Consider the following 24,139-nt stretch of genomic DNA (forward strand, 5'->3'; position numbering starts at 1 on the left):
TAGCTGTCGCTTTTTTCGAAAACCTTTTCGGTAATACACAAGTATGACTATAACACATAACCCGATTATACCATCAGTCTCTTCTCTATATCTCCATTTCATAAGATTTTTTAGCCAGAATAATGAACGTTTTATTCCCTCCAAGCGTAATACCTAACGATGAAAACAAGCCAAAAAGGCAACCCGTCAACCGGGTCACCTTCTCTGTCCTATCCTTTAGCACGTCACTTCTTCTCTATACACTCCTGCACTAACAACACTTAACCTCTATCCCTTGTAAAAAGGGTTCCACCCTATGCCTTTGCCCGATGGCATCGCGCCAGGCACCCCATCCGCTTCAAGCAGCGGACGGACAACTAACTTCACGGGCCACTCCCTGCTCTCGAATATCGCATGATCGAGCGCGGCCCGGTCGGATTCGGGAAGCAGCACATGTTGCAGCGCTTCCTTCCAAGCCTGCTCCGTGATCTCCCATAACTTCGTTTCCGGGATGTGATATACCTCGCTCAAAGCCTCCATGATCGCAGCCAGATTCACCTGCGTCCCCAGTGACTGCACATAAAAGATCAGCTTCTGAACCGTCTCATTATACAAGCTGTTCGAGTAGCCAGGTCGAATATGGTAGGCAGGGTCTGCAATGCCATGCTTGTCCAGATAAGGCTGATGCAAACGCACCGAATCATGATCGCGGAACAACAGACCCTTTACCTGATTATCCCGTAACACCAGACAGCAGTTCTGACCATGAATCTCAGGTACAACACCCACCTTGAACAGACGCATCACGACGTCATAAAACGTCGTAGCTATGCTGGTATAAAAGTCGAGGACATCCGCGCCGCTCAGGTTATCCCTCAGGATCTCCGTCAATAGATGATGCCCTTCCAGATTCACACCCAGTGCGGCCATTGGAATTACTTTGTAAGCTTCACCCAGCAACTCAGTGGGATACACACGAATCTGTGCAGCCAAATGCCGGGGATGATCATCGAACAGTCCCATGGATTCCGGCATGAAACCCCACCAGTTCTGCTCTTCGCACATATACACCTTGTCCTTCAACGTCTCGTCACAAGCTACAGCTTGCCTTAGCATGCGTTCTCCAGCAAGACCATTCAGAAGTTTGACTACCGGAAGATAACGAGCAGCCCCAAGAGACAGCACACTAACCGGTAGCTTGAGCATTAGGGTGGATTCAGTTGACGGAGCCATCGAGCGCAGAGAGGATGTGGCCTGTACGTCGCCCACTTCTACATCCAATACGATAATGCTGCCCTCTTCAATCTCTCCAGTAAAGCGAGGCAGAATCACATGCTGCAATTGCCACGGATGTACAGGCATCGGCAGATATTCGTCCAACGTGATCCCTTTTCGGGCAAACTCGGCTTCCACTACTACACGCTGAACATCATCTAATACGTCCAAAATGGATAATCCATCTTCACACCCTTGCTGCACGGCATCCAGCCGTATAGCCACCCAACGTAGCGAAATCGCCTTCCCGAATTCCGCTGCATACCGTGTTACATCTTCTGCGTTGAATCCTACTTTGGCTTTGGACGATGGGTGAAATGGACGATCTCGCAATGCCGCAACGCGCTCACCCTTGATAAACCATTCATAAGCAGACGCCGGGACGTTAGCCGACAAATACTGGACTTGTTCCCATCCCCATCCCAAAGCATACTGCTCCACAGCAATGTCCAGACTAACCAGGAATTCCGCCACCCCAGGCTGCGCATAGGCCTTATCCGACAAAGCCCTCTGTAACACCGCACGTCCAACCTCTGCCGGAGAATCGAGAAGGACCCAGCTTCCATCTAGTTTCTCCTCATAGATCGGTGAACCCTGAACCCATTGAGTCCCCTGTCTCACCCCTGCTTCAACCAGACACAGTACACCTTGAGTGTGCAATCTATAGCGAGAAGCTACATTATGATTGTGCTCTTCGCTGTCATATTCCTTATACAATCGACGGAACGGTGCAGGTGCCGTAGCAAAATCAATGAACGGACAACCCTCCAGAGGAAGCAATTGCTCCGACAAGAAAGAATTCATCAGATCCGCCATAATCCGGCGTTCAGCGGCTTGCAGACTGGAACGCTTCATCAGTGTTGACATGATTATTGTCCTCCGTTAGATAATGGAATGCCGGGTGCGGATGCCCCAGAAAATCATGATGCGAGATGGTCCAGCAATAAGCTCCAGACTTTTCAAACAAAACAATATCTCCTACCCGTAGCAGCGCTACCTCCGCATCGGAATGCATGCGATCCTTCGGTGTACATAGCTCACCTACCACATGAACTCGATGATCTCTTACCTCTGGTCGGGCAAACGAGTGTTTCCAGCGATCCGTCGCCATAATCTGAAACGGATGGTTATGCCCCCATGAAGCAGGCAGACGATTATGGTGTGTACCTCCCCTTAACACGGCAAAATACTGATCATGAGAAGTTTTGATATCCGTAACCTCTGCTGCGTAATACCCGTGGTCTGCCACCAGCAGTCGACCCGATTCAAAATACAGCTGACCTCCGCATGAAGCAAGGCGCTGTCTGGCTTCACTTTGCTCTAGCAGGGAAGTGAATAATGGCCAGTCAAATCCTGGGCTGCCGTCGTATGTCACCCCGAATCCGCCTCCTGCGTTCACCACTTCCACAGGAAGGTTATACTGCTGCTGCCACTGCTCCACCTTTTGCAAATACAGCTCGATCATCTCGGCATGCAGCCTGGCATCCATATTGTTGGACAAGGAGTGAAAATGGAACCCACTTAACCGAACCACACCCGCGCCTTCCACACGAATAAGTTCAATGGCTTCTTCCACTGCCTCTTCATCGATTCCAAAAGGACTCGGCCCACCACCCATAACAATCTTCGTCCGAGGTAACGTACTGCTTCGCAGGTTGATTCGGAGCAGTATGCGCACTTCCTGCGCTTGCTTCTGTTTCGGCTCATTTTCTTGCTTCTGCCTGCTCCCCTGCACATGCTCCTGCTCCATCGCTCCCTCTTTCGCAATCGCAATAATGCGCCGCAGCTCTAGCAGACTCTCCACATGGATGTAACTCACGCCATGCTCGATCGCCAGACGAAGCTCGCTCTCCTTTTTACCCGGACCTCCAAACAGAATTGGAACCTCGCGACTTATTGCTCTAACCTTGAGTAACTCTCCAATCGAAGCCACTTCAAAACCCTTCACCAATGGAAGCAAGGCCTCAATGATCCGCGGATCAGGATTCGCTTTGATAGCGTAGAACAACTGTGTGTTTACGGGCATGCTGCCCAACATCTGACGTACCTGTTCCTGAATGCCAGCCAGATCATAGATATACGCACATACCGGGTCTTCCATCCCTCGTTGAAGTTCATCGATCGCCTGCCATACACTTGGTTTCATATCTGCCCACCCGCATTCCTGTAGTCATTCCGTTTTTGGGCATACGCCCGAAATGCCGTATTCCGATCATCACCAAGCACGTATATATGTACTCCCCGCTCAGCCCAAAATGACATATCCTCCACACCTCTGGTGACCGTAGCATAAGGTACTTCGCACTGCTGCGCGTTAGCATATAATTCATCCAGCGAACGTCTCACCTCCGGGTGCTCTGTCTGCCATGGCACGCCAAGGGATTGCGACAGATCTGCCGCCCCTTCCAATACAAAACTCACCTGAGGGTGAGACAGAATCTGTTCACTTTGCCGAACGCCCTCTACACTTTCGATCATGGGTACAACCATCACTTGTTCGTTCGCTTCCTCGACGTATCCCGTGAGCGGATATTTTCCGAATACACCGGGACGACCACTATTCAAGCTGCGCATACCAACCGGATGATAGTAGGCGTGACAAACCGCTTCCTCCACCTGCTCCAATTGCTCGACATGCGGAATGACGATGCCTTGGGCACCGCAGTCCAGCACTTTAAGAATCTCTGCTCGCTCCACCTTCGAGATACGTACCAGCGGGGTTAGGCCCACCAGTTCCGCAGCACGAACCAACTCTTCCACCGATTCCATCGATGTTGCGGCATGTTCCAGATCAATAATGACAAAGTCATATTCCGCATGTCCGATCATCTCGATGATGACCGGGTGTGGTATGGATACAAAAAGGCCATAGACAGGCTGTTTGCGTGCAATTTTTTCCTTCAGCGTGTTGATTCTCATTCGACGATTCCCTTTAATTCGGGCGTTCCCTTGGATTCAAGTGCATCCTTTGATATCTTGAGCGGATTACTCGCCTTGCGGAAATACAACTCCCCATCCCCATACAGGCGGCGCTTGGTCATCTCTTCGATCAGTGCATCTTCGGCAAAAAGGTCAAATGCAACAAACCGCTCTGCGTATTCCGGGTGCTGCTTCTGATAATCTACAATTACACCTGCGCACAGCTGCCAGAATGCTGCCTCCGACAAACCAAACTTCTCCAAAGCCAGCGCAATATCCGTCATGCAGATAAAAAAGAACGCATCATACGTATAGTCACGGACTTCCGACACATCTCCCGCATAGATGAAGGAATACCGATTGAACTTGCGATGGGTTTCCGGCTCCGGGTTCAGCTTCGGTGCCCGTTCCGGGTGCAACAGTTGATTTGGTACATAGCGGACGCCATCATGCAGATCCTTGATTATGATTCGTTTCGGCAAATCATCTTCCAGCACTAAAATGATATTCTGAGCATGAGATTCCAGCGCAATCCCGTGTGCATAGAGTAAATGTATAATCGGCAGTGTAACTGTGCGAACTAGGGCCTCGCTCCACTTTTCCACACCATGTTGTTCTACAGCATCCTGGATAAATGGAACACCATCCGGTTGCACCAACATTAATGCATTGAGCGGCCACGCCGTCTCGCCTTCCTTCAGATGAACCGATACATTCTCTCGCCAGATCGCACCAAGTGTGCCGTAGGCCCGTCCATACTGGGTTGCAGGCAACTGCTCATAACGGAATGACAGTCCCATGATTTCTTTTAAAATGCCAAACTGCACCTGCTGCAACAGCTCATCTTCACGAATGAGTTCTTCCAGCCAGTCGCTGATTAGCGGTGCGTTCTGGGTCGTATGCTGTGCCAGAATACGTGTGCTCGACGTGTTGGTGATGCTAAGGGCCAGCTTGATGTAAGGGGCTTCCGAGTTCACCCGGTTCGACAGCGAACGGATCGACTGCTGTGCACGATAGGGCGAAGACGATGGACCAAGATATACAACATCTCCATCCATCAGTTGACAGGCATATACCGACTCCAACTGGTGCTCCCACTGCCATGGATGAACCGGAATGAACACATATCGATCACCAATGTCAGAACCTATTCCTATACCAACCTTGCCGTCTTCCCTACCCGCGCTACGGACTGTTTCGCCTTTTTCACGAACTGCCCCATGAAGCTTCGCTTGGATTGTCTCTCCAACGCCCTCACGAACTTCGGTACTGCTCCCCAACTGATTGGCACCCGCCACATATAAGTTGACCGTCTCACCTATGCCCGTTCGACCTTGTTGTTGCAGGATCTGATGGAATCGCTGTACATCCTCTACGGTCAGATGCTGCCCCACCAATTCTTCCGAGCTATAACCCGCAGATACAGCGGTCTGAGCAAATTCTTTTTTCACAGCAACCCAGACTAATGAAACCTTCGAGTTAAATTCAGGCCCATAAGCCAGATTGTCTTTCAAAGAAAATCCCAACCTCGACTTATAACTCGGATGGTACAGATGACCGTCAGTCATGTGACTTTCAAGCGCATCATAATGCCGATCCTCACTTGGAATGTTCAAGGGTAATATTGCCCGGCACTGGCTGTCCTTTGCCATCGTTTCGAGCAGTTCCTGGATAAAAGCCGTCACATTTGCACCCTTCAACGCGTTCAGCACAATTTCTTCCAAAAACAGATCCAGATCGGTGCAGAGTACGCCTTCCCTTTGAATCGAATCCTTCTTCACCTTCACCCGGCCAAATGAAAACTTTCGCTCAGCTTCACACGTGTACGCTACAGAATCGCCGGAAGATGTAAGACCACTGGTTCGCCATTCGCTGCCACTTACTTGACTGTCCAAAATGCCTTCGAACCACATCGCCTCCAACGTCTGCCGCATGATCCGCTCCTGTACACCCACGTAGACTGCTTCTGTCCTGCCGCCTGCTTCAGCCCTGTATCCCACGACTCCCACGTACTTCACTCCCCATTTGTTTCATTGCATTGCTCACCGGCACGTAGGCCGGGGTCTGGCTGATCCCTCTTAGACAACTCACCAAATTTTGTTTGGCCAGAAATGCATCCGTCGTCAGCAGATACCGCACATAATCATTGCCTGTTCGTTCCAGTTCATCCTCAAGTACCTCCCGTACCTGCTTCCAGAAATGTTCCTCCGGTACGTTCACATCTCGCGCCATGGCATGGATCAGAGAACCCAGATGATTGACGATAAAATAGTACGATGTCCGCGCCCAGGCTTTCTCTCGCGAATAAAATAATAAATCGGACGCTGCATGATCTTGCTCACGGATAAGTTCCTCATCCACGCTGACCCCTTCCAGATCGCGGACGATAAAATCCACAGGCAACCCATCCTGTAATGTCACAAGGGTATTCTGCAAATGGGCTTCAAAATGAATGCCTTTCTCACCCGCCGCCCGTACAATCGGCAGCAGAGAACATGCCAGATAACGATCCAGCCAGCGTTCAGCTATGTCACGTCCACCACCCAGCATCGTCATCAGTCTTGACCGCATCCCAGGAAGCGGTGCTTCAACCAGACTGGATAAGACATACGTGTTCTCAACATCAAACTCAATGGGTCGATATGCTATCGTAAACAGACTGGTTAACTCTTCATCTTCAAAAGCACAAGTCGCTACGCCTGTCTCATACGCAATATGCGTGTTCGGTTCGGCACCGAAGCAGTCATGCTGCCTGACGTACTTGGAGGCATCCAGTGTTCTGCGCATCTGCTCAGCACTGTTAGTGCGAATCATGTTGGTGATCTGCATGTTCAGTGACAGCTTGATATTGCAGTTCCATTCGGGAACATAAACTGTACGGACCGAAGAGGTTGGATAGACGGTTGGTCCCGCACTGCCAAGCAGAATTATTTTTTCATCTCGAATATAGTGCTGTACCTCAGACAATCGTGATATGTATGCGTATTGCCATGGATGGACAGGCAGCAGCCCATACATTTCACTCTTTTCTTTTAAAATAGGCTCCACATGGCTCCACAGGAGGTCTTGCAAATCCATTGCCGCCTCGTCATCGACCCATTCCTGCATGTAGACATCCTGCCTCACGGCGATATAACAGAGTTGAAATGATGTCCGTAACTCCGGACTGTACTTCTGTACATCCTGCTCGCTAAAGCCTTTGGAGTTCTTCGGGAACGGATGGAACGGATGACCATACAACAGTGACTGTTCAGATGTACAATAGTCGTGGATGTCAAGACCGGCTGCTTGTTCGATATACAACGCAAGGTTGCCCACACTGTTATCTACCTTTTGTGCAAAATCTCTGGCATACGCCGCCTCTACACGATTCATATTCTCACCCCATGGATGTACATTCTCCAGCTCAAGTGAACGCTTCATTTCCATCACACTTTTCTTCACTCCATGTTGATCCGAACTCGCTCCCTGTTCCCCATTTCCACTTAGCTCAGATGTGATCCAACGTACCAGGTCACGATGATGCACCGCTTCCCTTCCAGTTTCCATGCTGAGGTATTCATGCTCCCCCATGGCAGAGTAATAAGACAAGCGTCCTGTCACCGTCACCCCGCTGGCTTGAAAAGCAACAGTGTACGTCAGCGTATTTGGATTGATCCGAATATCGCTCTCTTTCTCTAGCGCAAGCTCACGGATGTAACAGTTCAACAGCAGCTTGCACGAATGTTCATGAGCCTGCTGCTCAGCCTCAGACCGGAGCTTGTTTTCCATCTCGAACAATGATGCCAACCTTCTTTCGGGTTATAAGTAAGACCAGGGGAAGTGTAAGCAGTATGGCGCAGCCAAGTCCGATACAGATTTCTTTGAGTGCTCCCCATTTTGCCATCTCCATGGACGTTCCTGCCCCGGCAAGCCATTGCCAACGCATATCGTAATACAGGGTCAAGCCCATCACTGCAAACGAAGAAGCGAGCCGCTCAATTGTGGTCGATAATACCGACCCCTCATGCATGTCTTCGTCCGGTAATGCTTGCAGGCCAATCGCAGAGATACTCATGCCTGACAGACCAACGCCAATTCCGCGGCACGCCATGAGCATCCCGATGATCCAGATCGATGCTCCCATGGGCAGAACTGCAAACGACAAGATCGATATCGACACCAGCAACGTCCCCCATGCGATAAATTGCATGGACCGACCACGATCCAGCAAGCTGCCGCCAATCCACATGAACAGACTTGTACAGATCGACAAGGGAATGAACAACGCACCGGACAACGCCGGCGACAGGTGGAAGACGTCCTGGAACAACAATGGTAATGCAAAGATCACGCCAAACATTACACAATCCTGAATGGTCGATATCAGCACGGTCAGTGGAAATACAGCATTACGCCGCAGCAACTGATATCGGATCAATGGTTCCTTGCGACTGTTCTCGGTCTGGATAAAACGAATGAGTAATACCACACCCAGTGCAATCAGCAGCCAAGGTACCCATACCACCACAACTGGACTCGCGTACAACTGTACCCCCAGACTAAGAGCACCTACAGCACTGATCAGCATTATCACACTGGATGGATGCCATTTTTTCCTGCGGGCAGGGACATAGGTCTGAATGACTCGACCGCACCCGATCAACGAGAATACAGCCAGTGGCACATTGAGCCAGAACAACATTTCAAGCCGTCCATACTGTATGATGAAGCCCCCCAGCGTTGGTCCGGCAGCCGGAGCCAGCATAAGCAGCAAGCCCCACGCTCCTGTAATTCGCCCCCTTACCTCCGGTCCGTATACATCAAACAGCAACACAAGTGATAACGGAATCATCAGCCCAGCGGCAACGCCATGCATGAAACGTACCAGTAATAGTACTTCGATGGAGTGATAAAACAACGCACCTGCCACCGAGAACACTCCATAGATGGTGATTCCCAGCATATACGTCTGCTTACGGCCCAGTCGGTCCACGATCAGGGAAGCCAGCGGCATCGTTAAAGTCATAGCCAGCATGTACAGCGCGATGATCCATCCTCCTGCTGTCGTAGAGATCTGATAATATTGCACAAAATAAGGCAGCAGCAGGTTAAATGCACTGTTGGTCAGTACCAGCGAAAAAGCACCGATCAGAATCGCGAGTAATACTGCATGCCTTTTCATCAGGGATAGCTTCAACATGCAGCTGTTGCTAAGGCAATCGCTTCAGCTACCGATTTCTCAAAGATCGCAAGGATTGCACTCGTTTCTTGCTCCGTAATATTCAGCGGCGGCAGAAAACGAACAACAGCTGAATGACGCCCGCCCAGTTCTACAATTAATCCATTCTTGAAACATTCACGCTGAATAGACTCAGCCAGCGCACCATTAGGCAGATAATGTCCCAGACGATCCTTGCGTCCCATTGGATCAACCACCTCAACGCCAATCATCAGTCCTCTGCCTCGCACGTCACCAATCTCTGCATACCGCTCTTTCATTGCATTCAGTTGATTCATGAATTGCTCACTGCGCAGATGTACGTTGTGTAAAACATCCTGTTCCCGAATATAACGAAGTGTCGCAAGTCCCGCTGCCATGGCCAGCTGATTGCCACGGAACGTGCCTGTGTGTGCACCAGGTTGCCATTGATCCAGTTCTTCTCGGTAAATGACAACTGACATGGGCAGACTTCCGCCAACTGCTTTGGAGCAGATGATTACATCGGGTACAATTCCGGCATGTTCAAACGAAAACATCCGGCCTGTCCGTCCAATGCCTGTCTGCACTTCGTCGATAATGAGCGGAATGCTTCGCTCTGCTGTGATTCGGCGCAGCTCCCTCAGCCATTCGATATCTGCCGGAATCGCCCCGCCTTCGCCCTGAACCGTTTCCACAATGACTCCACACGGTGCGGCAATACCGCTCTCGCAATCATCGAGCAAGTTCTCGATATACTGTGAACTTAACCGGGCCGTCATGCCTTCACCAACACCAAATGGGCAGCGGTATTCATAAGGAAACGGCAGGAAATGAACATCGGGCAGCAGGCTTTGCAGATGTTGTTTCTTGCTCAGGTTGCCACTCATCGACATCGTCGCTTGGGTCGAACCGTGATAACCTCCCTGAAAGGCAAGAATGGACTTGCCACCTGTGGCATGTTTGACCAGCTTAATGGCTGCTTCTACTGCATCGGCCCCCGTTGGACCACAGAACTGGATTTTGGCTTTATCTCGCATCTCTGCTGGAAGAATGGAGAACAGTTCTTGCATATATGCAAGCTTCAGTGGCGTTGCCAAATCCAGTGTATGAAGTGGAATCTGCTGATCCAGGACATCGCGAATGGCGTTGACCACCGTGTCATGGTTATGCCCCAGCGCCAATGTTCCTGCACCCGCCAGGCAGTCGTAGAATACGCGGCCTTCCGTATCAGTAATCTTCACCCCATGGGCCTTGTTAATGACAAGCGGGAAATGTCTGGGGTACGATCTTGCATTGGATTCCTTCTCATTTTGCATCTTCAGATATTCCGTCTGCACCTCTACTGACATAGCCCTCTAACGCTCCTTATAATCGATTCAGGCTGAACCTGCTGCCTGTGTTTCTTGTTCTGCATTTTGCATATGACATGGTATTGGTTCAAAATCATGGTGAGGTCCGTATTAAATGATGGTATCCGTCATCTGTTATCCGTTATATATTGTCATCTATGCGTTGTTATAAGCTATACACCTTTATATTCAAGTTGATCCTGACACAGGTATTCCAGGTATAACCGAACCACATCACGAGTTGTTCCACCATGGGGAAAGACGTGGTGTGTCAGATCTGGCAAGGCGTTCACTTCCAGGATGCCTCCCTGATCTCTGGAGATCGGCGTGCGGATATCACAACAACGAACATCGACTCCTGCTACATCAATCTGAAGAGTCTTTGCCGCCTGAATGATCATTCGGGCATTTTCGGGATGAATGATTTCGGTACAATCCTTGTAGAATTCACAGATTTTTCCGGCGGCAGAATTGCGGATATCGTATAGCTCGATTTCTTTTCCGGCGGCAGGAACTTCATCCAGAGTTGTCCCTTGTGCATGTAATACCTCCAGCACTCGTTCCGTTTCTGCATCAACCTGAGGAAAAGCCTCATACTCGCCAATGTGCGTCATCTCGATTCGATCCTGATTCAACTGCTCTATCAATGCCCGAACGGTTGAAGTTCCGTCTCCCTCAACATAGACAGGCCGATACTGGTTCACAGCCGCCACTTCTCCGTTGATGATCAGCACTCTGTAATCGATCCCGGTCACATATTGCTGTAACATAATGCTGCTGCCGTGGACACTCGCAAGACGAATGGCTGCCTCCAGTTCTTCTTCAGTACGCACATCCAGCGTCACGCCCATGCTGCTGCTCGCATCCAACGGTTTCACTACAATGGAGCCGTATCTATTCAGAAAAGTTACTGCTTCGCTTCCCATCTCTGGGATCACGATAAATGATGGTACAGGCATTCCCTGTTCATGCAGCAACATATTACATGCCTGCTTGTTCTTCGCGAGCAGTCCAGCGATTAACGGCAGACGATGAGATCTGGTCTTGTTAATGATGATCTGCTTGTCCCTTACAGTCAGCTTCAGAAAATCTTCGCATCCCTCAAGAAGTGGCTCACAGGTGATGCCCATTTCTCTCGCTTTGCTTATAATGAGTCGGTTTTGCAGATTATGAATCCCTTTCGGAAACACTGAAAATCCTCCTCGATCGAATGAAGGTACTCGCTCCTATATAAGTTGAATTAAAGATTATTTACGCTGACACTACAATGACAGAACAACCTTCCAATCGCTGTTATCCCCAGATTTTTTGATTCCCTTTTCTCAAGGGAAAAATCCGGGGATAAAGGCGCAGCTTATGCTTCCGATGCAGCTTTCTTGCAGAAAGCTTTTAGCTCCGCTTTTTCAGGTTTTTTCTGTCCTCTCCGTTGCATGTAAATGATTAATTCAACTTATATTGCTCATACGTCCATCAATTTTTATTGTAATTCAATATTGATAATGATTATCAATATCACATAAAATCTATTTTATGGCAATTCGAGCTATATTGTCAATAATAAACTTTTAAGGAAAAATAAGATTGAAATTAGTGTGGGTTTGAGTCGATGCAGGTATGCTTTTATCAAATAATAGGCACAACAAACCGGGCAAGCATTGGACATAGTTTTACCAACGGCTTGCCTAATTTGTCATCTGTATGATCATACAATGGAGTTGATTTGGAGTTTTGAATAACTATTAAACGAATCAAAAGCGGATTTTTTGACGCTCAAGCCAGCTGAGTGTAAAGCTGTTCCCCATTCAGCTTCCTCCCTCTTCCATGTGGGATGCAGGTTGGTGTGCCGAACAGTGGATCAACTGCAATCTCACACTCCATCTGGAAGACTTTACGGACCATGTCCTGTGTAACAATATCTTCTGGTTTACCTTCTGCGTAGATGGACTTATTGTGAACAGCCACAATATGATGCGCATACCGACATGCCAGATTCAAGTCATGAAGTACCATGACAATGGTACGTCCTTCCCGTTCGTTCAACTCAAACAACAGATCGAGGATATCAATCTGATGTGTCATATCCAGATAGGTTGTAGGTTCATCCAATAGCAGCGTTTCAGTACCCTGCGCAAGTGTCATCGCAATCCAGGCACGCTGACGCTGTCCACCGGACAATGCATCCACAGGTCGATCCGCAAGTTCTGTCAGATGTGTGGATTCAAGTGCCAGTTTGACCATACGCTCATCCTCACGAGACCATTGCTTGAGCCATGTTTGATGCGGATAACGTCCTTGCTTGACCAGTTGGTTCACTGTCAGTCCTTCTGGAGCGGTCGGGCCCTGCGGCAAGATAGACATGCGCCTTGAAATCTCTTTGGTCGGTAGCTTTGCAATCTCTTCGCCATCCAGCAGCACCGAACCGGAGCTGGATTTCAGCAACCGGGCCATCGTACGCAGCAGCGTAGATTTGCCACAGCCGTTGCTGCCAATCAGGACGGTAATCTGTCCCTTGGGAATGGTCAGGTTTAAATTTTCAATAATGGGATCTGCTCCATAGGAGATCGTAAGCTCCTTGGCTTCCAGAATACTCACAGCTCTCTCCTCCTCAAAACTGATTTCGATTCTTGAACAATAGATACAGGAAAAACGGTGCGCCTACGCCTGCGGTGAATACCCCTGCGGGAACATCCAGCGGTAGAAAGGCAGTGCGGGCAATCAGATCTGCCACAAATACAAGCAGAGCACCAACTAGTCCAGACACAATCAGCATACTGCCAAACATCCGGCCGACCAGCTTCCGGGCAATATGTGGAGCGATCAGGCCAACAAAACCAATGGTTCCGGCTACCGCAACGGCGATTCCCGCCAGCAGTACACTGCATAACAACAACGCTGAACGATGCCGCTGAACGGTAACACCCAACCCCGTAGCCAGATCATCCCCGAACTCCTGTGCATTCAGGCTGCGAGCGAACCAGATCGCCAGAGGTACAACGATAATAATAACCGGGAGAATGGTTCGGACATCGGTCCACGATGCGCCGTACACACTTCCTGTCAGCCAGATATAGGCTTGACCTGCCGTGTAGAACGGACTCAGGATCAGCATAAAGGTCGTTCCAGCCCCGGTAATGGCTGACACTCCAATTCCAATCAGCACCAGGCGAATCGGACTGACTCCCTTTTTCCAGGCAAGCACGTAGATGATCAATGCCGTCACAAGCGCACCGACAATGGCGAACAGTGGTAACAACTTGATGCTCACCGCTCCGCCCAGCAACGTAACAAAACCTACAGCTGCAACGGCCGCGCCGCCGGTGATGCCGATGACATCCGGTGAGGCCAGCGGATTACGGATAATGCCTTGCAGAAGTGCGCCAGACATACCGAGGGCTGCTCCTACGAGCAGAGATAATAACACCCGTGGCAGTCTTAAGGTCAGCACGACGAAGTCATGCTCCCCTGCATTCAGACCGAATATCGTTCGAAGCACATCCAGCGGAGAGATAAAGTCACTACCCACACTGGTACCAACACCCCCTGCCACTAAGAACAGAAGGATACATATACCAATGACAACCAATGATTTTCGTTCCATTTGCACCGAAACGGTGTCTTTTTTGTTGCGGAAAGTCAACAGCTTCCTCATATCTTCGTCACCCCCTTACGGGCAATGTACACGAAGAAGGGTCCGCCAATCAGTGCAGTCATGACACCAAGTGGAACTTCCTGCGGCATAATCACCAGCCTTGCCACCACATCCGCAGACAACAGCAGAATCGCTCCCCCTACAATAGAGTAAGGAACGAGCCAGCGGTAATCGTTGCCTACAAGTGCACGCATGATATGTGGGACAACCAGACCAACGAGCCCGATCGAACCGGCTACGGCAACCGAACCACCCGCCAGCAATACCGTAACAATTCCCATGAGCACCTTGACCAAAAGTACATTCTGTCCCATGCCTTTGGCGATATCGTCACCTGTCAACAGCAGATTGATGGCTCTGCCCATGAACAAAGAGACAATAGCTGCGGCTGTCATGTACGGCAGAACAGGATATAACATTTCCAACGTCCGACCACTTACTGAACCTGCAAGCCAAAACAGTACATCCTGCAATCCGGTTCCATCCAGCACCAGAATGGCCTGTGTGAACGAGGCAAACAATGCTGAGATGGCCGTCCCCGCCAGTACAATTTTGATCGGTGTCAGGCCATCACGACCGAGGGAACCTAGCCCATATACAATTGCCGCGGCTACAGCAGCCCCTGCAAAACCAAACCACATCATGGTGGTTAGCGAGGATACGGACAATACCACAATGGCAATGACAATGAAAAAGATCGCCCCGGCATTGATCCCGAACACACTTGGTGATGCCAGCGGGTTACGTGTCAATGCCTGCATGAGTCCACCCGCCACGGCCAGACTTGCTCCCACAACGGCAGCAATAACTGTACGTGGCAACCGTTCCGTCAGCAGAACCACATGTTCCACAGAACTCTCGTCATAGAATTGCAGTGCTTCCCATGCCATCTGAAACGTGATATGCGTACGTCCCAGAATCATACTGGCTAGGCAAGCAAGCAGAAGTAATATGAATAAACCCACCAGTCCATAGATCTTGGCACTTGCCTTTGTAAAAAGGGGAAACATACTCTCACTCTTTCATCTGTAAAATGACAAAAGACCTGCCTGACCATACACTTCGTTAACGAATGTTCTGGTGCATGGCAGGTCCTGCTCCTGTTAGTTAGTTCAGGTTGAACTGCTTATATAGATCGTCCAGCATCATGTTGGCCGATGTGTATCCACCTGCCATGTTCCAGGCGACTTCATCGACCTGAACCAGTTGGTTATTCTTAACTGCATCAAGGTTTTTCCACAGTGGACTGCTGGTCCAATCATCATAATTTTTCTGAATGGCATCTGTTTCTGTGCCTGAGTTGAAGTTAAAGATCATGTCTGCATTCATATCCGGAATGTTCTCTTTGGAAGTCAATTCAACTCCCCATGTGTCTGCGTCATGTCCGGCAGGTCTGGTGAACCCAAGTTCATTCAGAATCTTACCTGCATATCCCATGTAGAAAATACGAACCTGATCGGCTCTAAAGTTCGTGATAGTTGCTTCAATTGGCAGACGATCCCCCATCTTCTCTTTGAAATCAGCTACACGACCATCCCAATCAGACAACAATTTATCCGATTGCTCAACCATATTCATCGCTTCACCAACAGTTTTCACCGTTTCTTTCCAGTCAAAAAGCGTCTCCGTCACTACCGTTGGTGCGATCTGCGACAATTGCTCATAGATCTCTTCATGTCTGATCTTCGTAGCAATAATCAAGTCGGGTTTCAACTTGTTGATCTCTTCCAGATTGGGCTGCGATTCCTGTCCTACTTGTGGAACTCCGTCCAGATCTGCTCTCAGATATTCATAGACTGGCTGCTGAACCCAGGATTCCACCACCCCTGTCGGTTTCACGCCAAGTGCAACAACGACATCATTCGCACCCTGGAACAGTGTCACGATCTTTTGCGGGGTTCCCTTGATTGTGGTTTCGCCCATGGCATGCTTGATCACTCGGGTCTGATCTTCAGTCGTACTTGCAGTTGTATCACTTTCATTATTGCTCTCATTGCTGCTTGCAGCTTGGCTGGACGTATTCGTTGTCTCGGCACTTCCACCCGAAGCACAACCAGCAAGTAGTGAAATCATCAGAAGAAGTGCTGCATAAATGTATAGCTTTTTCTTTACTTTATACATGTAACCCGACTCCCCTTTTTTATGTAAATGATATTGAATCTCATTATCAATTGTATTGTAATGGAGATGAAACCATTATACAAGCATTTTATTTGGATAAACTCCTCACTCCATGTCGAACCTTGTGACTTCTTAAAACAACAATAAATAGAGATATATTAACTAAACCAATATAATATATATCGATACAATACGTTCTCCTATAAACCATATATGTAAATTTTTTCTCTCTAACTTAACATGCAAATTTCTCTTCTTACTTCTAGCTTCATCTAATACATGTCCTTCTTCACTAATGAATCATTATTCATTCATATACACTCAACCGATTTTTACTGTAAAACAATTCCTGTAATTTCTTGTCGTACTATGTTAGATTATCCATTGGAATAAAATCACATCTATAGATAGGGGAAATTATAACGTGAAAAAGTCTTGGATTTTATCATTTATTATGAGTTTTGTCTTGCTTGGCGGAGTATTTGCACCTGCAGGGTCCTATGCCTCTGCTGCGGATGACTCAACCACTACATATTCGGAAGACGAATACTATGAAGTTGACACGACAGAAGAAGAACCGGAACTTACAGCAGAGGAAGCAGAATTCCTGGACTATCTGGATGCATTGACTACTCCTGCCGTTTACGAGAAGAAAGCATTGGATGCAGTAGGTGGCAGTACGTACATTACATCTTCCAATCGCAAATCCTTCTATCTGAAACTGAACAATACAGCCATCCCTAACTACACCAAGTATGTTTCCATGCTGAAACAGATCAAACCGGAGAACGCTGAACTGAAAAAAATCCATGCCAAACTGATCAAAGGCAGCTATGCTCAGCTTGAAGGATATCAATTGTTCAAAAAGTCTGTTGCCAAAACGAAAGTAAACAGCAATCTCCTTAAACAAGGTAATGACAAGATTGCATCAGGAATCAAAAGCATCCAACAATATCATGCTGAAATCAAAGCCTACGGCGAAAAACTCGGCTACCAAATGTAAAACAGCCACACATGTATAACGTCAGACTGCACTATTCTGGCGTTCACGTGTGAATGGAATCATCGTTTTATCCTTTTTAAGAATTTTTGAAATTTAAGGAAAAAAAGTGTTTTCTTTTGCTGAGTTAGTTCGTATAATAGCACTATAATCAAAAGGCTATGCTGCCGAAAGGTACAACCTCGTGAACAATTGAGGTTGTGCCTTTTTTTGCGTTTAATGGCCACTTTTATCTGAATTTCATCATCTGACGAGGAGTGATTCACGTGATTCTTGAAGCTATTTACCACCGCCCCAAACTCAATTGGTCTTATGCTTATGACCGCTCGACCATGCACCTGCGACTTCGGTCCAAACGTGGGGATCTGGATGCGGTGATTGCGATTACCGGAGACAAATATGCTTGGGATCGGACGATCACACACACCCCTATGCACATCTTTGCCCGGGATGAAATGTTTGATTATTGGGAAGCTGAGACTTCACCTCCCTATCGCCGATTACGGTATGGTTTCCAACTGATTCAGGGAGAGGAATCAGTCTGGATGACGGAGCGTGGATTCGAGCAGGCGCTGCCTGATCATCCACTCGAATTCTTTGATTTTCCATTTATGAATCCGGTTGATATTTTTGAACCGCCTGCTTGGGTTAAGGACGCTGTGTTTTATCAGATTTTCCCGGAACGTTATGCCAATGGTGATCCAGCCCTCAGTCCCAAAAATGCTGAACCCTGGGGAGGGGAGCCCACACCCGTGAACTTCTTTGGCGGCGACCTCCAAGGTGTGCTGGATCATCTGGATCATATAAGTCAGCTTGGCATCAATGCCATCTACTTTTGTCCGCTGTTCGAGGCCACGACGAACCACAAATACAATACAGGTGATTACATGAAGGTTGATCCTCACTTTGGTACCAATGAACAGTTCAAGGCCTTCGTGGATGCCTGTCATCAGCGCGGCATACGCGTTGTTCTGGATGCGGTATTCAATCATTCCGGCAGAGAGTTCCCTCCTTTTGTAGATGTCATGAAGAACGGTCCCTCTTCCCCCTACGCAGATTGGTTCTATATCAAGGACTGGCCGCCGCGTGTGGAGGATGGCATACCGACTTATGACACCTTTGCCTTTGAACCGCTCATGCCGAAACTGAACACGGAACACCCTGAAGTGAAGGCATACCTATTAGAGGTAGGACGTTTCTGGATTGAGGAGATGGACATTGACGGATGGCGGCTCGATGTGGCGAATGAGGTGGATCATCAGTTCTGGCGCGAATTCCGTCAGACGGTAAAAGCCATCAAACCTGACGCCTATCTGCTCGGTGAGATCTGGCATGATTCGCTCATGTGGCTTCAGGGAGACCAGTTCGATGCCGTGATGAATTATCCGTTTACCAACTCGGTATTGGACTATACGGTGCACGGTAAGCTCGACGGACTCGCATTTGCCAATGAGATCGGCAAACTGCTCGCAGCCTATTCACAGCCTGTGACCGAAGCGTCCTTCAATCTGCTCGGAAGTCATGATACACCCAGACTGCTGACCTTATGTGATGGAGACGAGCGCAAGATGAAACTTGCCGTTACGTTACTACTTACGTATCCAGGTGTGCCATGTATCTATTATGGAGATGAAGTGGGACTTGATGGGGGATATGATCCGGGTTGCCGCAAGTGTATGGAATGGGATGAGACCAAACAGAATCGCGAGCTTCTGGAATTCTTCACCCGTACAATTACACTTCGCAAACAGCACCCTGCCCTGCGCAGCACGGAACTGAAGATTGTATATGCAAAAGCCGGAAACCCTTGTCTTGCCATCGAACGATTGGATTCGCATACGGGAGAGCGCATGCTTCTTGTTCTTAATGCGGGTGATGAACCATGCACCCTTGAACTCCCCTTGGGAGATCGTAACATCTGGCGAAATCTGTTCACATCAAACACCGTGGAAGCACGGCAAAATAAACTGACCCTCGATCTGGAAGCATACGGATTCTCTCTCATGCAACTTGAGGTGAAACAACCAGCTGAGGCCTGATACGAATACAGCTAACAAGGAAAAAAAACTTCAAAGAGGCTGTCCTCCAGGTCATATTTACGACCAAGGACAGCCTCTTCTGCATCTTGTACGTCATATTCTAACGAACCCAGCACACCTTATTCGCTTCATTATACGCGGGTTAAATGCCTAACGAATCAGAGAGACCTTATTTCGTCCAATACGTCGATTTTCAAGACCCGAAGCCGTATTTTTGAAGCAATAACGTTACTGAGATTCGTTAGGTTTTACTTTTCTTGATTATCCCCTCAATACGATGTTTGAGGTTCGTTAGCGATACCGATTCAAGCAAGGTGAAACTCTTCGAGGCTGCGACCTATTTCCCAGCCGAGGCGAAGGGTGTCGAAGTCATTGGTTTTCGTATTTTCTTCATTCTTGAACTTACGAGCGCTCCCTGTGTAATTACGATTTTCTGCGGAATCTTGTATGAAGGCAGCTTGTCCTGACAATATTCCCAGATGGATCGCCGCAGATCGGTGAGAGTACATTCTGTAGCCAGCCGGATAGTCACCTTCACCCTCTGACCCGTGATACCACTCTGTTCTCCCGAAACTACGGCCGCTTCAATACATTCCATCTCTTCCAGAACACCCTCGACCTCGGCAGGATACACTTTCCGTCCCCCTACGTTAATGATCTCGGAACGACGTCCCAGAATACGAATGTACCCCTGCTCCAGCACAGCTTCATCGCCTGTTCGCAGCCACCCATCCTCTGTAAAGGGTGATGGTGCATTCAAATATCCAATCATCGCGGTTTCCGTGTGAATCTGCAATTCTCCTTCCACCACCCGATACTTGACCTCTTCATCTTGAATGGAGAACAGCAGAGAACCTGGCTCTTTGGAGCGGGTTGGCAGAATACCAAGTTCAGACATGCCATAGGCTTGTATCGTCCTTAGTTGTGGAAATCTCCGGTTCCAGGCTGCCAGTACGGATTCGGGCATCACTTCCGATCCATATGACACAACTTCGAGACTCGACAGATCATACCCCTCATCATTTCTACCCAGCAGCAACAGATTCATGAATGTTGGAGAGACAGGCAGCGCCTGCACACGAAACTTCTCAATCGTTCGGCACACTTCTTCGGGAGATCGATCCGCAATGATACAGAGGCAGCCCCCACTGGACAGGGATTGCAGCATGGTATTCACACCGCCGATATGATCAAACATCATAAAAGGAATCGTTCGCAAAGGCCGAACCTGCCGCCGAAAACCATGTAACAGCCGATCTGCACGATGCACAGTCGCTTTACTCACTCCGGTTGATCCGGATGAAAAGAGTACAAGTCCGCCTACGCCTTCTTGTGCCAGCGAGGATAACAACACAGGAACCTCTCCAGATAATTCACATGTTTGCCGAATGCACAACTTGCCTTCTTCAACGCCCAAACGCCACTTCACCTGTGCCAGCTGGATATATTCCTCTCGTTTGGCTTCAACCAGGTTCCGATCCATGGGGAGCACGATACACCCTTGTCCGAGCAAAGCAACCAATGCTGCCGCTGCATAGGGGGAATAATCTTCCTCCAGCGTTACAAGTTGCCCAGTCAGCCCTTCTGCTGTAATCCACTTACTCATGATGCCAACCTGTTCCAGCAGCCACCGATAGCTGTACTCCTGATCCTTCCAGATCAGCGCAGGTTGCTGTCCCTGCTCCGCGAATCGTTCAAGCAAGAATTGGTTCAACATCTTGCATCCTCCTCACGGGCAGGCGCCCATTGCTGTGCGAGATAATCGACTAGTGAACCTACGGTCTGATAAGGGCTTTCCGGCATGGAAGCAGCAGCCATCTCCGCCAGAGCGGCGCCCATTCCTGTTCCCCATCGATCTTCAATTCCCTGCTCTACCACTGCAAGCAATGACACGAGTTCCAGCGAATCCAGTTGCCCACTTCGTCCGTACAGTGGAGCGTTACCACCCTCACAAAGTGGAATCGTTGTATTATGGTACGCGTTTAACTCCCGACAACTATCCAATACGATACGGAGCAAATCCTCCCTGTGTTCTTGTCCAATCATCAACACGGCCTGACGTGGGAAGCAATCTGCCTGAGGTATGGACTGTCGAAGTGACTCATACCATTGCCATTCATCGGTGACCAACATTTTAATTACACTTGTTAGCTGTACTTTCCACTGCTCACGCTGTTTTATCCGACTGACCTGAAGCATATTGTAGGCCTTCTCCCAACGTACAATGATCTCGCTGAATTCTCTCGCATATTGATCAAGTGGAGAACCTAGCCATAAGGCAGACTCCTGAAGAAGATCTCGAAGAAAATATCGACTCCATCGCATATCAAACAGCAGACCGGATATTAGCATTTCATTGGCCTGTTCCTCTTCATTCGCCGCATGTAATGCATCTAACAGTTGCAGAGATACCGCATGTCCAAAATGAAAATTCCGCTCTCCTTGTATAATCGTCCGGCCTGTCAGAAATTCTTCAATCTGCGTTGTTAACGCCTGGATCAACATGTCTCGGTAACCGTCAGAGTCCAGCTTCACAGTCGCCCGAATGTCCATGGTTCCATACGTTCGGAGTTCTTCTTTGCGTTTGGCCTGCGCAAGCTCAGGTATGCTTTGGTTACCTTTCCAGAAGTCATGAAAGGCCCTTTGAGTAACCCTCCCCTTATACTTGGAGGGCACGGGATCGTAGACGTGAACATGCTCATCTTCCATACCATACACGGCAATCCAATGGTCTACCAGATGTAGTCGGGAGCCTTGCTTCACGTGTTTGCGAATGTACTCGGGATTCTGATAATCCTCACAGTAAGGCAAATGATAACTGGTTCCTGTAGCCAAAAAAAGCTCACCTTCGCCAATATACTGCCGGATCTGCGTCTTGCCTTCCTCGAAGCTTCCCAGCTGTCGCTGACCATACATCTCCCAGATCGGCTCTACATAATCCAGTTTGTGAAAATAAGGCTTCACCAGTCCGTTATCCCCGCACGAAGGAAGGCTGTACAACCGACTTGCCGCCAGCAGTGCAAGACTTGTGATGGATCCTTGTCGATGGAGCACTTCATGAATCAGAGGAAAATTGCAGGGATAATAATAGGGAATGTCCAGCACTGGAGCGAATGAAGGAATGATCATTTTGGGCCTCCTGTTTCCGTTTTGGCTGACGTACTGCCCCAGGATTGGATTAGGTAATGCACAGACATATCATCTGTCGCTCGAAATACCCGATTGGCAATAGGTTTGCCATCCACATCGGTCTCGAAACGACGGAAACCGCGAGTAAATCGGAAGGAAAAACCACTATCACGTGGGACTCGGTAACCACCTTCATATCGACCTTTACCAGAACGGACAAGCTTCATGCCCATGCCACCATATATCGTTTCCTCCGAGTCTTCGTCGGGAGCTACCTCTGCACGAATGCAGACCTCCACATGAGTGGACATTTCAGGAACGACAGTGTAGATGCGTGTAGCAGACAGTTCCCCCACAGTCAGCGTAATGAATGCACTTCCAATACCGACAGGAACCAACTCTCCACTCGCATGAACCTGAAGTACATTCGAGTCACTCGAAGTATAATTCCCATGCAGCAGACTCTGAACCAATCCGCTCTCGTAGTGCATTTGTGCATTGATACACACGGTCATTCCACCCTGTAGTCCGATGACATCCCTTCCAAGCAGTTCGAGCGAGGAGGGCTTACCCAAGTGGCCGAACATGTACAGTAACGGGAGATGAACGCGTGCTCCCCAGTCACCTTCCTGATGACAGGCACCCGGCTGTTCCAGAAATGCCAATTCCGCACCCGATCTGACTCCCCGTTCAAGCAATTGATGAGCTACTCTTCTGACCTGGGAAGGCAGAAACAGACCTTCCGTGTCTCCAATATCCATCCACATCCGAACGTCGGGTACCTCTTCTGGCAAGCGATACATGTTTTCTTCCAACAGCCCGCTTTCCGATGTTTCGTCCAGCTGCACATCCACATAGAATGGCGACATCATGATCAGTTTTCCGAAAACATCCGGATTTCGCATCCCCATGTGCAATGTACAAAGTGCTGCGGCAGATGAACCCAACAGCCCGGTATTCTCCTTGTCTGGCAACGTCCGATAACGATGGTCAATGATCGGTTTGAGTTCATGAATGATGAAATGCTCATAGTCGATGCCTGAGCACCCCACACTCACGGCCTCTCTCTCAGGAGCAATGTAGTGGTAGAATTCGTTGTGCGTGACTGGACGGACATGTGCAATACCGACAATAATCAGTGATTCAATCTGCCCGGAGGCAATTAGTCCGTCCGCTGCCTGATCCATGTTCCATGTTTCATTGCCTGTCCGGGATGGACCAAAAGCCCGCTGCCCCGCATGAACGTACAGAACCGGATAATGCCGAGCTGTCTGCTCATGGTAACCGGGCGGGAGGTACACATAAATGTTGCGGATATTGCCCAGCCTCGACGCCTGAATGCCTTCCAAACATTCGATGACAGAATGGGTACTCAACGATTATCAACAACCTCTCTTCTCCCAATTCGACTGCATAATACAAATAACCCCGCCTCAGAAGAGACGGGGTTGTCCCAGAACACACGTAAGTGTTCCGGGATACATAGCCCTTATATTG

General features: G+C 48.9%; 17 protein-coding genes. 2 read left to right on the plus strand and 15 right to left on the minus strand.

Annotated features, from left to right (window positions below):
- Window positions 1-267: 267 nt before the first annotated feature.
- The 12 genes from QF049_RS18685 to QF049_RS18740 all read right to left on the minus strand — a co-directional run bounded on the left by QF049_RS18685 (window position 268) and on the right by QF049_RS18740 (window position 16,474).
- Window positions 268-2,121, minus strand: a complete 1,854-nt coding sequence (locus tag QF049_RS18685; protein WP_307539614.1) for an IucA/IucC family protein — start codon at window positions 2,119-2,121, stop codon at window positions 268-270.
- On the minus strand, window positions 2,081-3,400 hold the full coding sequence (locus QF049_RS18690) for a type III PLP-dependent enzyme (RefSeq protein ID WP_307539615.1): 1,320 nt from the start codon (window positions 3,398-3,400) through the stop codon (window positions 2,081-2,083). Before QF049_RS18690 ends, QF049_RS18685 begins: the two co-directional genes overlap by 41 nt.
- Window positions 3,397-4,173, minus strand: a complete 777-nt coding sequence (locus QF049_RS18695; RefSeq protein WP_307539617.1) for an HpcH/HpaI aldolase family protein — start codon at window positions 4,171-4,173, stop codon at window positions 3,397-3,399. The genes QF049_RS18690 and QF049_RS18695 overlap by 4 nt, the downstream gene beginning before the upstream one ends.
- Window positions 4,170-6,191, minus strand: a complete 2,022-nt coding sequence (locus QF049_RS18700) for an IucA/IucC family protein (protein WP_307539619.1) — start codon at window positions 6,189-6,191, stop codon at window positions 4,170-4,172. The genes QF049_RS18695 and QF049_RS18700 overlap by 4 nt, the downstream gene beginning before the upstream one ends.
- Entirely contained in the window at window positions 6,157-7,944 is a 1,788-nt protein-coding gene (locus tag QF049_RS18705) for an IucA/IucC family protein (protein WP_307539621.1), read from the minus strand. The genes QF049_RS18700 and QF049_RS18705 overlap by 35 nt, the downstream gene beginning before the upstream one ends.
- The gene (locus QF049_RS18710; protein ID WP_307539623.1) at window positions 7,922-9,337 is read right to left on the minus strand and encodes an MFS transporter; all 1,416 of its coding nucleotides are present in this window, start codon (window positions 9,335-9,337) and stop codon (window positions 7,922-7,924) included. Before QF049_RS18710 ends, QF049_RS18705 begins: the two co-directional genes overlap by 23 nt.
- 11 nt (window positions 9,338-9,348) lie before the next feature.
- Window positions 9,349-10,704 (minus strand): diaminobutyrate--2-oxoglutarate transaminase, encoded by a 1,356-nt coding sequence (locus tag QF049_RS18715; RefSeq protein WP_307539626.1) that lies wholly within the window; start codon window positions 10,702-10,704, stop codon window positions 9,349-9,351.
- A gap of 173 nt (window positions 10,705-10,877) precedes the next feature.
- A complete protein-coding gene (locus tag QF049_RS18720) occupies window positions 10,878-11,894 on the minus strand; it encodes an ATP-grasp domain-containing protein (protein WP_307539627.1) in 1,017 nt (338 codons plus the stop codon).
- Window positions 11,895-12,474: 580 nt separating this feature from the next.
- Window positions 12,475-13,296, minus strand: a complete 822-nt coding sequence (locus QF049_RS18725) for an ABC transporter ATP-binding protein (protein WP_307539629.1) — start codon at window positions 13,294-13,296, stop codon at window positions 12,475-12,477.
- A gap of 13 nt (window positions 13,297-13,309) precedes the next feature.
- A complete protein-coding gene (locus QF049_RS18730) occupies window positions 13,310-14,353 on the minus strand; it encodes a FecCD family ABC transporter permease (protein WP_307539631.1) in 1,044 nt (347 codons plus the stop codon).
- Complete coding sequence (locus QF049_RS18735; RefSeq protein WP_307539633.1) at window positions 14,350-15,363, minus strand: FecCD family ABC transporter permease; 1,014 nt, start codon at window positions 15,361-15,363, stop codon at window positions 14,350-14,352. The genes QF049_RS18730 and QF049_RS18735 overlap by 4 nt, the downstream gene beginning before the upstream one ends.
- Before the next feature lie 97 nt (window positions 15,364-15,460).
- The gene (locus QF049_RS18740) at window positions 15,461-16,474 is read right to left on the minus strand and encodes an ABC transporter substrate-binding protein (protein ID WP_307539635.1); all 1,014 of its coding nucleotides are present in this window, start codon (window positions 16,472-16,474) and stop codon (window positions 15,461-15,463) included.
- Between the two features lie 424 nt (window positions 16,475-16,898).
- Here QF049_RS18740 and QF049_RS18745 point away from each other — a divergent pair, with 424 nt between their 5' ends.
- Together QF049_RS18745 and QF049_RS18750 are read left to right on the plus strand one after the other, a co-directional pair.
- Window positions 16,899-17,477 (plus strand): hypothetical protein, encoded by a 579-nt coding sequence (locus QF049_RS18745; RefSeq protein WP_307539637.1) that lies wholly within the window; start codon window positions 16,899-16,901, stop codon window positions 17,475-17,477.
- Between the two features lie 263 nt (window positions 17,478-17,740).
- On the plus strand, window positions 17,741-19,513 hold the full coding sequence (locus QF049_RS18750) for an alpha-glycosidase (protein WP_307539639.1): 1,773 nt from the start codon (window positions 17,741-17,743) through the stop codon (window positions 19,511-19,513).
- A gap of 337 nt (window positions 19,514-19,850) precedes the next feature.
- On the opposite strand, the gene QF049_RS18755 is transcribed toward QF049_RS18750, so the two are convergent.
- Genes QF049_RS18755 through QF049_RS18765 form a run of 3 tightly spaced genes read right to left on the minus strand, consistent with a single transcriptional unit; the run spans window position 19,851 to window position 24,018 of the window.
- Window positions 19,851-21,230, minus strand: a complete 1,380-nt coding sequence (locus QF049_RS18755) for an ANL family adenylate-forming protein (protein ID WP_307539641.1) — start codon at window positions 21,228-21,230, stop codon at window positions 19,851-19,853.
- Window positions 21,224-22,642 carry a cysteine peptidase family C39 domain-containing protein gene (locus tag QF049_RS18760; RefSeq protein WP_307539643.1) on the minus strand — a complete coding sequence of 473 codons (1,419 nt, stop codon included), beginning with the start codon at window positions 22,640-22,642 and terminating at the stop codon, window positions 21,224-21,226. The genes QF049_RS18755 and QF049_RS18760 overlap by 7 nt, the downstream gene beginning before the upstream one ends.
- The gene (locus QF049_RS18765) at window positions 22,639-24,018 is read right to left on the minus strand and encodes an alpha/beta hydrolase (RefSeq protein WP_307539645.1); all 1,380 of its coding nucleotides are present in this window, start codon (window positions 24,016-24,018) and stop codon (window positions 22,639-22,641) included. The genes QF049_RS18760 and QF049_RS18765 overlap by 4 nt, the downstream gene beginning before the upstream one ends.
- Window positions 24,019-24,139: the final 121 nt, after the last annotated feature.

The organism is Paenibacillus sp. W4I10 (assembly GCF_030816325.1).
GTDB classification, from domain to species: Bacteria; Bacillota; Bacilli; order Paenibacillales; family Paenibacillaceae; genus Paenibacillus; species Paenibacillus amylolyticus_B.